This window comes from Gimesia panareensis (genome assembly GCF_007748155.1).
GTDB classification, from domain to species: Bacteria; Planctomycetota; Planctomycetia; order Planctomycetales; family Planctomycetaceae; genus Gimesia; species Gimesia panareensis.
On sequence record NZ_CP037421.1, the window covers coordinates 6,133,520 to 6,147,156 of the forward strand.

7 protein-coding genes are annotated in these 13,637 nt (G+C 55.3%); 3 read left to right on the forward strand and 4 right to left on the reverse strand.

Going from position 1 to position 13,637, the window contains the following annotated elements; all coding sequences use genetic code 11:
- Window positions 1–102 precede the first annotated feature (102 nt).
- Complete coding sequence (locus Enr10x_RS22870; protein ID WP_145113313.1) at window positions 103–3,450, forward strand: PVC-type heme-binding CxxCH protein; 3,348 nt, start codon at window positions 103–105, stop codon at window positions 3,448–3,450.
- A gap of 281 nt (window positions 3,451–3,731) precedes the next feature.
- The gene (locus Enr10x_RS22875; RefSeq protein ID WP_145113315.1) at window positions 3,732–5,072 is read left to right on the forward strand and encodes a replication-associated recombination protein A; all 1,341 of its coding nucleotides are present in this window, start codon (window positions 3,732–3,734) and stop codon (window positions 5,070–5,072) included.
- A gap of 44 nt (window positions 5,073–5,116) precedes the next feature.
- Here Enr10x_RS22875 and Enr10x_RS22880 read toward each other — a convergent pair whose 3' ends face one another.
- The 4 genes from Enr10x_RS22880 to Enr10x_RS22895 all read right to left on the reverse strand — a co-directional run bounded on the left by Enr10x_RS22880 (window position 5,117) and on the right by Enr10x_RS22895 (window position 9,449).
- Complete coding sequence (locus Enr10x_RS22880) at window positions 5,117–5,761, reverse strand: hypothetical protein (protein WP_145113317.1); 645 nt, start codon at window positions 5,759–5,761, stop codon at window positions 5,117–5,119.
- A gap of 372 nt (window positions 5,762–6,133) precedes the next feature.
- Complete coding sequence (locus tag Enr10x_RS22885) at window positions 6,134–7,252, reverse strand: tRNA-queuosine alpha-mannosyltransferase domain-containing protein (RefSeq protein WP_145113319.1); 1,119 nt, start codon at window positions 7,250–7,252, stop codon at window positions 6,134–6,136.
- Complete coding sequence (locus Enr10x_RS22890; RefSeq protein ID WP_197996195.1) at window positions 7,252–8,991, reverse strand: SulP family inorganic anion transporter; 1,740 nt, start codon at window positions 8,989–8,991, stop codon at window positions 7,252–7,254. The genes Enr10x_RS22885 and Enr10x_RS22890 overlap by 1 nt, the downstream gene beginning before the upstream one ends.
- Before the next feature lie 203 nt (window positions 8,992–9,194).
- Window positions 9,195–9,449 (reverse strand): hypothetical protein, encoded by a 255-nt coding sequence (locus tag Enr10x_RS22895; protein WP_145113323.1) that lies wholly within the window; start codon window positions 9,447–9,449, stop codon window positions 9,195–9,197.
- Between the two features lie 421 nt (window positions 9,450–9,870).
- Here Enr10x_RS22895 and Enr10x_RS22900 point away from each other — a divergent pair, with 421 nt between their 5' ends.
- Window positions 9,871–13,605, forward strand: coding sequence for a S8 family serine peptidase (locus Enr10x_RS22900; RefSeq protein ID WP_145451493.1), 3,735 nt, complete (start codon window positions 9,871–9,873; stop codon window positions 13,603–13,605).
- Window positions 13,606–13,637: the final 32 nt, after the last annotated feature.

Here is a 13,637-nt window from a genome sequence, read left to right on the forward strand (position 1 = left end):
TGAACGGCCTCTGCAGGCCGTTAAGATAGTAGCGATTTTCCAACCAGAATTCATCAATATTTCATTCACAGCAGCCCGCCGCTCACCCCAAGGAGTGTTACTTTGTTTCCTGCCCACTGTCTGCAATTACCGTTTCGTCTCCGCCTCCTGCTGGCCTGCTCGGTCAGTCTGCTCCCCTTTGCAAACCCCCGGGCCGGCTATAGCGAAACGCCTTACACCCCCGCCATCGCGGAAGCCTCCCAGGAAGGAGAGCAGGCCATTTCCGGTTTTCGCGTTCCCGAAGGAATGCGCGTCAGCCTGTTTGCCGCAGAGCCGCTGCTGGCCAACCCGGTCGCGTTCTGCATCGATGAACAGGGGCGATTCTACGTAGCAGAAACCTATCGGCAGTCCAAAGGGGTCGAAGACAACCGCAGCCACATGGACTGGCTGCACGACGACCTCGCTGCAGAAACCGTGGCAGATCGCATCGCTTATTTCAAGAAACACCTCAAGGAAAACGTCAAACAGTATGCCCTCGAACATGATCGGATCCGCCTGGTCGAAGACCGGGATCACGACGGAAAAGCCGACCATGCCAGCGTCTTCGCAGACGGCTTCAATCATATCGAAGAGGGAACTGGCGCCGGCGTCCTGGCCCGGGGCGGCTATGTCTATTACACCTGCATTCCCAATGTCTGGCGTCTCAAAGACACCGCCGGTGAAGGCAAAGCCACCCTGCGCGAAAAACTGAGCAGCGGTTATGGCGTCAGGGTCGCCTTCCGCGGACACGACCTGCACGGACTGGAACTCGGTCCCGACGGACGACTCTACTTCAGCATCGGTGACCGGGGTTACAACATCAAAACCAAAGAAGGCAAGCACCTCTTCCGCCCGGACACGGGAGCCGTCTTCCGCTGTAACCTGGACGGCACCGAACTCGAAGAATTTGCCTACGGACTCCGCAACCCACAGGAACTGGCCTTCGACGATTACGGCAACCTGTTCACCGGCGATAACAATTCCGACAGCGGCGACAAAGCCCGCTGGGTCTACGTGGTCGAAGGGGGAGATTCAGGCTGGCGGATGTATTACCAGTACCTGTCAGACCGTGGTCCCTTTAACCGCGAAAAAATCTGGCATCCGGACCATCAGGGACAACCTGCTTACAGAGTGCCCCCCATCGTCAATCTGGCCGACGGCCCTTCCGGTCTGGTTCACTATCCAGGCGTCGGACTGTCTGACCGCTACAAAGGCCACTTTTTCCTGGCCGACTTCCGGGGCACTCCCTCACGCAGCGGCATCCGTTCCTTCGCCGTCAAACCCAAAGGCGCTTCGTTTGAGCTGACCGATTCCCATGAATTCATCTGGCAGATTCTGGCGACCGACGTCGACTTCGGTTACGACGGCAGCCTGTATGTCTCGGACTGGGTCAATGGCTGGAACGGCCTGGGCAAAGGCCGCATCTATCAGTTCACCGACACAAAACACGCAGGGGAAGCGAAAAAAGTTCACTCCGTAGAATTGATGAAGGAAGGCTTCTCTGAACGTTCCACAGAGGAACTGGCCGGTCTGCTCGCACATCCGGATCAGCGGATCCGCATGGAAGCACAGTTCGCCCTCGTCGATCGAAGTGCGTTGGACGCCCTGCAAAACGTCGCCCTGAAATCGAAAGATCTCTTCGCCCGCCTGCACGCGATCTGGGGCATCGGTCAACTGGGCCGCAAAACCAGTTCCGCGGTGGCCGGCATTCAAGGCCTGCTCAACGATTCCGACAGTGAAGTCAGAGCCCAGACCGCGAAAGTGCTCGGCGAAGCAAAGTGGTACGATGCCACTCCCACCCTGATCAAGTTACTCTCTGATACCAACGGCCGAGTGCAATACTTCGCTGCGGTGGCCCTGGGGCACCTGCAGTCTCAAGATGCGATCCCGGTCCTGTTTGAAATGCTGAAACAGAATAACAATGTCGATCCCATGCTGCGTCACTCTGCCATTCTGGCCCTGGCCCGCATCGGTGCCGCCGACCAGTTGATTGCCGCCGCAAATAATGAATCACCGGCGGTCCGCCTGGCAGCGGTGGTCGCCCTGCGTCGTCTGCAGCGGAAAGAAGTCGGTTTGTTCCTGCAGGACGCCGATCCGCTGGTCGTTCTCGAAGCAGCCCGCGCCATCAACGATGCTCCGATTACGGACGCCGTCAGCGATCTGGCTCGTGTTTCCATTACTCCCCAGACCTCAGATCCCCTGCTCCGCCGCGTAATGAATGCCAACTTCCGACTCGGCGGTGCCGAAAATGCGGCGGTCGTGGCGAAAATTGCAGCCGACAAAAACGTCCCCGAAGCACTCCGCCTGGAAGCGATTGCAGAACTGAACCAGTGGAATGAACCGGAGCCTCTCGATCGCGTCCTCGGACGCTGGCAGCCCATCGAAAACCGTCAACCCATCGAACTGGCAGAGATCGTGGGCCCCATCGTTCCCGATCTGTTCAGCAGCTCTGAGAAGATCAAGGAAGCGGGCACCGGACTGGCTGCGAAATATGGCATCAAGGAAGCCGCCCCGATGCTGGCACAAATGGTCGAAGATCCAAAACGTCCCGTCGAAGTCCGGGTCGCTTCGCTGAATGCACTGGACAAACTCGGCTATCCCGAAATTGCTGCCATCGCCAAAACCGCGATCGCCGACAAACACGCAGCGCTGCGGGTCGCAGGCCGGAATGTGCTGGCCCGCCACGAACCCCAGGCCGCGATCCAGCCATTGGAACAGGCAATCGAAAACGGGAATACCTCAGAAAAACAGGGCGCCATCGCCACCCTGGCTGAAATGCAGATCCCGGAAGCAACCGCCATCCTGACCCGTTGGATGCAGCGGCTGGTGAAACAGGAAGTCCCCGCGGAAATTCAATTGGATCTGCTCAAAGCAGCCGCACAGAAAAAATCTCCCGAACTGGACCAGCTCCGCGATCAGTTCGAAGCCCAGCGTCCCCAGGGCGATGTCCTCGCGAATTATATCGAATCACTGTCCGGCGGTAACGCCGCCCGAGGCCGCGAGATCTTTTATGGCCGCAGCGATACTTCCTGCCGCCGCTGTCACAAAATCCGCAACAACGGCGGTGAAGTCGGACCGGACCTTTCCGGCATCGGCCGCGACAAGGACCGCCGCTATCTCCTGGAAGCGATCGTCGCTCCCAACAAAGCGATCGCCAAAGGATTCGAAACAGCAGTACTGGCCCTGGTGGACGGGAAGGTCGTCGTCGGCATCATTCGTAACGAGACCGACGACACCCTGGAGGTCATGGACGCCAAAGGGACTCTGATCCGGGTACCTAAAGAAGACATCGACGAACGGGCCAACGGGAAGTCGGCCATGCCCGATGAAATCGTCAAGCAGCTCAGCAAAGACGATCTGCGGGATCTGGTCGAATTTCTCTCGCAACAGAAACAGAAACCGAAGGGCCCTTCTGACAAGCACGAAGGTTAAACCGGTTGTTTTCACAGAATATTATTTCTAAAATCGGCTCCTTGTTTTACATAGGGCTGCCGGTTAAAATGAGGACATAACGAATACAGAGAAACAAGCCTCTGTCATGTTGATTCAAAATCGTGAGTTGACCCTACAAATATTAATCTGGGGACCCGCGAGATTCGGCCGCGTGTAAATCCGGTATAACCGGCTCACACAACCCGAGTTATCAGGTCCCCACTTTGCAATCACGGGTTCTAATACACCCGCGAACGAATCACTTGGCGGAGGTTTTTCACATGGGCTTGTTCGACCAGCAGGAATCGCAGCACCTGGAAAAGGCGAAACCGCTGGCAGCCCGCATGCGTCCCCAGTCCCTGGAAGAATTTGTGGGACAGCAGCACTTCCTGGGCGAAGGCAAACTGCTGCGACGCATCCTCGCCGCGGACCGGATCGGCTCGCTGATCTTTTACGGTTCCCCCGGCACCGGCAAGACTTCACTGGCAGAACTGATTGCCCGGCAGTCCCATCGCCGCTTTGAAGCATTGAACGCGGCTTCCGCCGGCATCAAGGAAGTTCGCGCCGCCCTCGACCGGGCCCGCGATGAACTGGCCTCAGGTGGCAAGCAGACGATTCTGTTCATCGACGAGCTGCATCACTTCAGCAAAGTCCAGCAGGATGTGCTGCTCCCCGATGTCGAATCCGGCGTTGTCGCGCTGATCGGTGCCACAACCTCAAATCCTTTTTTCTCGCTCGTCTCGGCTCTCATCAGCCGCAGCCAGATCTTTGAATTCCAGGCTTTGACAGCGGATGAAATCCGCACGCTGATGCATCGGGCTCTGCAGGATGAAAAACGGGGCCTGGCTCGCTACAACATCGAAGTCGAAGCAGAAGCCCTCGATTTTCTGATCGAAGTCTGCGACGGGGATGCCCGCCGTTCCCTGAATGCGCTGGAGATTGGCGTCCTCTCAATCCACGGTCAAGATCGCCCCTTCGATCTGGAAGTCGCCCAGGAATCGATTCAGAAAAAAGCGATTCAATACGATCAGGACGGCGACGCGCACTACGACTCCGCTTCCGCACTCATCAAGAGCATGCGGGGCAGTGATCCGGATGCGGCGTTATATTGGCTGGCCCGCATGATTGAAGCCGGTGAAGACCCCCGCTTCCTGGCCCGCCGGATCGTGATTGCGGCTGCGGAGGACGTGGGAAATGCAGACCCGATGGCGCTCCTCGTGGCCAATGCCGCGTTTGCCGCCGTCGAGAAAATCGGCATGCCCGAGGGCCGGATCCTGCTCTCGCAGGCGGTCACGTATATCGCCACCGCGCCGAAATCGAACGCATCCTACGTCGCCATCGACGAAGCACTGTCCGATGTCCGCAACAAGGCCCTGCTGCCGGTCCCCGTGCATCTGAAAGACTCGCATTACCGCGGTGCCAGCCAGTTGGGTCACGGCGAGGGATACCAGTATGCCCACGCGTCAGAAGAGGGCTGGGTCGACCAGGACTACCTCGGTGTGGAACGCGAATACTATCGGCCCGTGGAGCGGGGTTTTGAAGCCACGATCCGCAAACGGCTGGAAGTCTTCAAAGAACGGCGCGAAAAAAAATCAGGAACGGATGATAACAACCGTTCCTGATCCCCCTCAGTGCATCTCGTCAGTCGACGCCTGACTATGCTGATTCAGCACAGCGGCTGCTGTTTCAGACCGACGATTGTGATCGCCCGGGCGACTTCACGTTCCTGCAGCAACCCTTCCAGGTTGGGCATGAAGTCAACCGACATGTACCATTGCATCAAGACGTCGAACATGGGTTCAATTTCTTCTTCCTGAATCCCAAATTCTTCTTTCATCGGCAGTGCCTCTTCAGGAGCCATATCCTGAAACTGGCTGATCAGCAGAAAATCGCCTTCGTTAGACAGATTCAGATGCAGATTGCGTACTTCCGATGACAGGAAATGATCAACGGCGATGTGCACGTCAAGTGGTCCCCCCTCAAGGTAGCGACGTGCTTCGTCGGGTTGTTCATCGATGATGCGGGCAGCAGTTTCACAAACCGCGTAAACCACGCTTTCATCGACGAGGTCGCCTTCGACGTTTTCACTGGCCAGATGTTTGGCCCAGGTGACTGACAGCAGATCCAGTTGCACGTGCGGCGGCACGCTTCTCAAAAACGGGACCTCGGTCAGAAACCCGAATGAATCGAACGGGTCGTCTCCCACCTGCTTTGCCAGAGCAATGCGTTCCAGGGTGTCCATGAATGCAATCCGGAAGGCGATGTAGCTCAGAAAGGTCTGGGGCAGGATGTCTTTTGAAATTGTAAGCATGATGATAATCGCTTGGCAAAAGTGGTAGATCTCAGATGCTTCATACAGTCTTTAATCAAAGTTGGTGAGACCGTCATGAAATCAGAAACACGCGGTCACTGACAGGTATTACTTTGCCAGAGCAGTATCCCAAACACAATAAAAAAGTTTTGAATTTAGATCGAAAATAATTGGATTGATTAAAGTGCATGACTCTCTGTCAGCACTGTAATACAAGGCCCAGATTACTCAGCAAACCAGATTTCATGCAAAGCGCGCAACCGTCATTCTGTCTCTGATTGTTACAATCGTTACAGCCCTTTAGAACGGGTGCCAGTTGTACGCATGAGCGCAATTTTGAAAGCGGATTATGCCGATTGGAGCTGCCTCAGATCACTCGACAACCTGATGGCGACGGCACACCGTAACTCCCTCATCCAGCATGTGTGCCGTCGACTCCCAGTGATAACGGGAGCAGATTTTTTTCAGCCGCTCGCACAGCGACTCCGCTCCCCGGTCCGTTTGCAACAGTTGTGAGAACTGCATGACCTTCTCAACCAGTGCCTCGGTCGAGCCGTCGTAGAAACACTCGGGTGTTTCCGCAAAAATCTCGGGATAAGACAGGCGTTGAGGCAGCACCGGCAGGCAGCCTGCTGCCACTGCTTCCAGGATCGAGATCCCGAAGAACTCATGCCGGGCCGTTGAGATCACCACGTCTGCGTTTTGTAACGCCTGCTGATAATCGGATCGCTGTTCGAGAAAGCCCCAGTGATCGATGCGGTTGGCATAGTCTGACTGCAATTCGAGAAAACAGTCGGGCACTTCCGGTGTCGACTGTCCCAACAGACTCAAACGAAAGTCAACGCCCTTCGCTTCCAGTTGAGAGACCGCGGCACAGAACTGTTCGGGGTTTTTATCATATTCCCAGCGGGCCACCCACAACAGCTGCAGCGGACGAGGTCCCCGCTCCGGGTTCCCCTGCTCCACAGTCTGAATCCCCGGTGAATGCACGACGGATTTCCGCTGCAACGGTTCGAGCAGTTCCAGGGGCGCATAGTCCGGCATCCGTTTCAGGAATTCCATCGAACCCTGAAAAAATTCCCGCCGATGAAAGTCGGAATTGAACCAGAGTGCATCGGCTGCAATCGCGGTTTTCAGGTTGATAAACCCGTATGTCAGATCCCGGGGCTCATCCGCGGGAACCGGATAGGTCCACTGGTTCTCATGGAAATAGACGATGCGGGGCAGGTCCGCAATTTCCGCACGGACCAGCCCCAGAAACGTCGTCAGATCAAACATGTCTGTGACAAACAGGATGTCCCAGCGTGCGCCTTCTGCAAAACGCTCCGCGACCTCTGCCGCGACTGTCAAGGCAGCATGCTGCATCCGCCACTTCCAGTGACGGGGCGGCAGAGAGAGCACGGTAAATTCATGACAACTGTGCGAAATCCATTGCTGCAGGAAATCGCGATGACTCCCGCCATGATACGCATTGATTGCCAGAATTCGCATTAAACCCTGCTTAAGTCTTCGTGTTCAACCGGTTCTCTTTCCGGAACATGTCCGTTTTCCAGTTCTTCAATCCGCAGGATCGCAGCGTTAAACGTATCCAGGCAGTTCGCCTCCGTTACCTTTTCGATAATTTTCAGGCGTGTTAAATTCCGTTTCACCTGGGGTCGCAATCCGGTAAAGAAGACGGTCGCTCCCTGCTCATGGGCTTTCTCGATGATGTCATCCAGGAGATACGCCCCCGACATGTCCACCATCGGAACCCGCGCCATGCGGATGATCAGATACTTATAATCCACCAGCGCTGAAGAAGTACGGTAAATTGTATCAGAAACACCAAAGAACAGCGGACCTTCCAGCCGCAATTTGAGGACTTTTTCCTTGAGTTCTTCCGGGATACTTACATCGGCCGGCAGTGGGCGATTGATTTCATTCAGACTGACCACGTTCTGTTCGTAAGCCTGTCCCAGTTCCTGCACGATCCGCACAAAGGCGATTGTGATCCCCACGCCCATCGCCACCAGCAGATCGACCGAAATCGTCAGAATCAATACCGCCCAGAAGCAGATCGAATCCATGAAGGGCATCCGGTGCAGGACCGGCAGCACGCGATAGTCGATAATATCAATACCGACTTTCAGCAGAATTCCAGCCAGGCAGGCCATGGGGATATAACTGGCGTAAGGTGCCAGTCCGAGCATCAGTGCCAACAGAACCAGGCCATGTACAATCGAAGCCAGACCTGTTTTGCCGCCACACTTGATATTCGCAACGGTCCGCATGGTGGCGGTCGCCGTAGTCACGCCCCCCACAATTCCGCAACCCATGTTCGCGATGCCCTGCCCGAAGATTTCCCGGTCACTGTTGTGCCGCTCGTTGGTCATGTTGTCCGCTACCAGACAGGTCAGCAGCGAGTCAAAGATACAGAGCCCGGCCAGCGCGAAGGCCCCGCCGATCATATCACCGAAGCGGGAAAAATCGGGCCAGTACAGGTGCGGCACTCCCACCGGCATGGAGGCGATGTATTCGATGTCCTTAAACTGCAGCAGATGGGCGAGGCTGGTTCCGACGATCAGTCCCATCAGGGGTGCAGGTAACCATTGCTTCTTTGTCAAACGGGGCCAGAGGAGAATCGTCGCAAAGGTGGCCAATGAGACAATCAGCGCATGTGGCTTCTCATGCATGATGTCATACGGAATCTGCTTGATCGCACCCATCACGGAGTTGGGGGTAGCAAATCCGAGCATGGGGGGAATTTCGAGCAGCATGATGATCACACCGATCCCGCACATGAAACCGGAGACCACGGAATAGGGAGTGTAATAGATAAACCGACCGATTTTCATCAACGCCAGCACAATACAGATCAGACCGCTCAGAAAAACCATCGACATCGCAAACACCACATCGGGCTGGCCGCTGGCCAGTTTCGTCGCCGCGATGATCGCGGCCAGCTGGACCACCTTGGGCCCTGTCGGACCGCTCACGCCGGTATTAGATCCACCAAACAGCCCCACCAGGATCCCGCCGCAGATCGCGGCCCACATCCCGGCTTCGGCCCCCAGTCCTGATGCCACACCAAAGGCCAGCGCCAGTGGCATCGCAATGACAGCCACCGTGATCCCCGCCAGAATGTCGTTAGGGACGTTGGTGTGCATGATTTTGATATTGTGCCAGGGATTAAAATCGTTGAGATAGCTTTTCAGATTAAATTTAGGTTGGTCGTATTGATTTTGCGACATTGAAGAAATCCATGATCTATGGACCTGAATCATAAAGCTCAGGCGGGATGAACTCAAAAGGCACGCTCATGATGTCACGGGGCGTCTCAGACCAAACTGGTCAAGTGGCATTACAGCAACAGTGCGCATCAAACGTTGCTGGATCGGCGCAGGAGAGAACCCGAAATAGTCAACAGGAGCATACCGTTAAAAACAGGTATGAGTCAGCAGAGAACCGGCGGGCCGCGAGAGATGTAGGCTTCATCACGATCAGATTCGTTGACCTGAAAATCAACGTCGATCACCAAGGCAATGACGTGCGAAACTTCGAGGAGTAATTCCGCATCCTGGATCAGTGGCTCTTCTTCCCCGGCATCCTCGTTTTCTTCAAACTCGAATTCGGAGTAAAACCAGTCCGGACTTTCATCCAAAGACTGTAAAAGAGACGGTCCGCCCAACAGAAGCACGATGTCCAGCACAATGGCTGCACAGCAGAGAAACATCAGGGCTTGGCGGGCAGACTGAAGCATATACAGAAGGTATTTTATGCATTTCGATTTGTCAATTATTTGTTGATATACTTATCTGGAATTAGAGAACTTCAACTGGTGAACGGAGTTCGATCTATTCCCCTAAGTGCTTTGCGAGTCTGGATTAAATCAGATTTTCCCTTCCCCGTGGTATTCACATTCATAGACGATCATGTGAGAATATGAAGAACTTCTACAAAATGTAACCTATATTAAAGTGTGGTCTTATAGAGAAAGCTTAACGATCATACTGATTTGAGGATGATCCAGGAGCCAAATCACTCGACACGACCCACCTGCCTGCTGAAAATTTAAAACAAAAAACACAAACAGGACCGCGCGTCCTGCTGCTCGAAAGCTTGAGGGACGGATGAACTTTTTCAATTTATCTCGACTGTCGAAATACACCCTGACTCTGACCATCCTGCTGACCGGCTTGAGCCATTTCAGCTCACCGGCTGCCGCCCAGACGAAAGAAGAGCTCTGCGACTGCTCGCCGGAACTGACACTGCTGCTGCGGGTCAACGACGTCAGACGCACTGCCGACCTGGTGAAGAAAGCAGGCGGAAAAATTGTTTACGATCCCAACCTGGGCATCGGAAATGATATCCCCTTCCTGGTGGTCAACCTCCCTCCCAGCAAGCTCAACGACAAAAAATTCATCGATTCGCTCAAACTCCCTTCAGGCGTGATGGAAGAAATTCTGCCCCACAAGAACATCCCCCAGGGCGCCCTGGCCCCCATGCCCATGCCGGAGCAACCGAAGGTCCCTGAACTGCAGGAAGTTCCCGAGGCAGATTTCGATTCGCTCTATGTACCCCTGGAAGACATCAAGGTCCCGGCACTGCGGAAGCGGGTCGCCGGCAAGGGACTCGGTGAAGGCACGATTGTCGCGATCATCGACACCGGAATCGACACCACCCATCCCGTCTTTCAGGATCGCGTGATCTTCTGGGACGATGCCACCCGTGAAGGACGTTCCACACTGGCCCGTGCCCGGCAACTGGATGGCAAAATCGAAATTGCCGACCGCAAGTTTGTCGCACTGCCCGAAACGGTCAAAGAAAACGAATATGTCTTCTTCGGTTATATCGACGAAAAGAAGCTCGGCTTCCAGCAGGGCGACCTCTGGACCACACTGGGCCGGGAAGGCGTGGATATCAACCGCAACGGCACCAAGGATGATAAACTGCTGGTCGTCGTCGGCACGATTCCGAACCCGGTACTCAAGAAACTCGAAGAAGAGAAGAAGGCGGAAGCAGAGAAAAAAGCAAAAGATCCTGAAGCCCCCGTGGCCGCGCGAAAGCCGGACCCGACCATTCATGATCTCCCCAAAGAATACACGCTCGCCTTCGTCGACGTCGATATGGACGGAAAATTCAGCAAGGAAGAAGCCAACACCCCCATTCTGGATTTCAACACCGCCCGCAAAATGCAGAAAGACGGGCTGAAAGTTCCTTACCAGAGCATGCTGGAATTTCCCTCGCGGACAAAACGCATCGCGTACCCATTGCTCTTCCGGCCCGATTCTAAAAAACAGGTCGATGAGATCACGATCGCCTTCGATCAACAGTCGCACGGAACCCACGTGGCCGGGATCGTCGCAGGCAGTGGCATGCAGATCGAAGGGGCCGCCCCCAAAGCGGCACTGATGGCGATCAAAGTCTGCTCCGGGCGGAGCTGTACCGATCAGGCGATTCTGCGTGGTATTATCTCAGCCTTCTTTAACCCGCAGGGTTATGTTCCGGATGTCGTGAATATTTCACTGGGCAGCCACGAAGGGTATCTCAAACGCCCCTTGAGCATTCTCCTGCAGGACCTCTCGGCTAAATTCGGTACGACGTTCTTCATCTCCGCTTCCAATGATGGACCCGGCTATCGCACGATCAACGGACTGGGCGCTTCCAGCCCCGCTGTGTTTGTCGGTGCCCAGGTCTCGGCCAATACACTACGCGAGCATTACCGCCTGGCAGAAGGAGTCAAAGCACCCGAACACGGACTGCTCTACTTCTCTTCCCTGGGACCGTCCTACACCGGTGAAATGCGACCCAACGTTGTCGCCCCCGGATCGGCACTCTCTTCCACACCGCTGAACTCGGAAGGTTCGAGCATGTTCAACGGCACCAGTATGTCGTCTCCGATTGCCGCCGGTGCTGCCGCCGCAATGCTGTCCCTGGTTAAAGCGGACAAGGATTACGCGGAAGTGCTGAAACGTCAGCAGACGAAAATTGAAGCCATCCGGAAGAAATCCTCCGACAGCCGCTACTCGCTGACCTCGCTCGCCTTGAGCATGCGACTGGCACTCGAAAATACAGCACTGCGGATGCAGGGCTTTACGTACGCTCAGCAGGGAGCCGGCCTGATCGATATCGACAAGGCCTATCCCGAATTCGTGCGGCTGGCCAAACTGACGCTGGATCCCAAAAAACAGACCGCGGAACTCAGTATCAATCACTATTCCAAGTTCAACCGGCTGTATGACCGGTCCAATAATATTGCCGCCCACAAACGCGTCGATCTGGACCTGAATATCGACGGCGAAGTCTCCGATCAGGGCAGCCTCCTGCTCAAGAACACTCCCGCTATCGTCCGCCTGGAAAAAGTTGAAATCCAGGATACCGACGGTTCCGTTGTGACCCTGGATGTGAAAAAAGATAAAGAGAAGATTCCCTTCTCAATCGCCTTACCTGGAAAAGAAGAAGCACTGGGGAATGAAATTGCCCTGGTCCTTTCCAACAGCAGTAAGTCGTTTTTCTACAGTACCCGCAAACGGAACCTGATGGAAACCGGAAAAACATACCTCGCCTATTACACGGTGACGCAACACGGCGAACGGGAATTCAGTTTCCTGGATGTCGTTCACAAACCGATCGAACTCTCCGACCTGGAAACCGAAGTCAGTCTGCCCGGCCTGGGACTCCGCGATTCCGATCGCATCGCCGCTTACGTAGTACCACAGCGAACCATTTCCGCGGGTGCCTATCACCGTTATCCGGTGGCAGTCACCCGGCGGGACAGCAGCCTGACGGTGATGCTCGGCTTTGAAGCCAACAGCTCCGGTCGCCTGCTGGTCAGCGTGTTCAACCCGGATGGGAAAGAGATCGGATACCGCGTGATCCAGCAGACGTCACAGCTGGGCGGCGACCGTTCCAACGCCACCCTCACTGTCTCGACCAAAGAAGAGGGCATCCACGAAGTGCTCGTGAGTACCTTCAGCGGGAACTGGCTGAATGAATCCAAATACGATCTGCTCATCGAAGCGCAGCGTTTCCGCGCCTCGACCGACGAGCTTGATCTGGCGACCGTCGATTCCGGCAAGGAATCCGAAAAACTGATTACGTTCTCCAACTCATCCAACCAGGTGCGCAGCATGTCGGCCAGCCTGGGAAGTCTGACGCGTGTGGTCCCGCAGGATCATTTCCCGATCGTGGCCAACTATCGAACCTTCCGCAAACTGGACATCCCGGAGTGGAGACCCGAAAGCGGCGAAAGCCAGACGACCACCGTGCGGCTGACCTTCCCGCCCGACGATAAGAAAACCAAAGGCTTCAGCGGTCGGATCGACCACCGCCTGTATAAAAAAGGTCCCGACGGCAAAATGGTCGAGGCCCACAAAGGCTCATTCTACGGCCGGGGCAAATCGTTTAATAACATTCCCCGTCCGGAACCGGGCAAACCTTACGAAACCCTGTACGCGGCCGTCGACACGTACTTCACCGTACCTTACGACGAAGGTCTGAAAGACAGCCAGGGCACGATCACCCTCGATGCCTACTTCCCGAGCATTCCAGTCAAAATGGAAGGCTCCATCAACCTCAGTATCCTCTCGGTCGGCAGACCAGACGTTTATATTCTGAAGGTGAAAGGGCCCCAGAAACTGATCGACGCCTCGGCAGCTCATAAGGACCCCAGCAGTTCTTCACAGGCAACGCTGGAGATTCCCACGAAGATCAGCGGCATCTCCAAGATCAAAGTGACCCTGCCCGTCACGGTGACTCCGGATGTGAAATCGACGCTATCAAAACAGCTCATTCGCTCACACATCAGCATCTCCACCAGTGATTCGCGGATTTCAGATTACATTCCCATTGAAATCTCGCAGTAATCAACAGAACGGAACCTGAGATTCTGAAAGAC

Coding starts and splice junctions, on each gene's coding strand:
- Enr10x_RS22875 (WP_145113315.1), top strand. CDS start 3,732: ATGGGCTTGTTCGACCAGCAGGAATCGCAGCACCTGGAAAAGGCGAAA.
- Enr10x_RS22880 (WP_145113317.1), bottom strand. CDS start 5,761: ATGCTTACAATTTCAAAAGACATCCTGCCCCAGACCTTTCTGAGCTAC.
- Enr10x_RS22885 (WP_145113319.1), bottom strand. CDS start 7,252: ATGCGAATTCTGGCAATCAATGCGTATCATGGCGGGAGTCATCGCGAT.
- Enr10x_RS22890 (WP_197996195.1), bottom strand. CDS start 8,991: ATGTCGCAAAATCAATACGACCAACCTAAATTTAATCTGAAAAGCTAT.
- Enr10x_RS22900 (WP_145451493.1), top strand. CDS start 9,871: ATGAACTTTTTCAATTTATCTCGACTGTCGAAATACACCCTGACTCTG.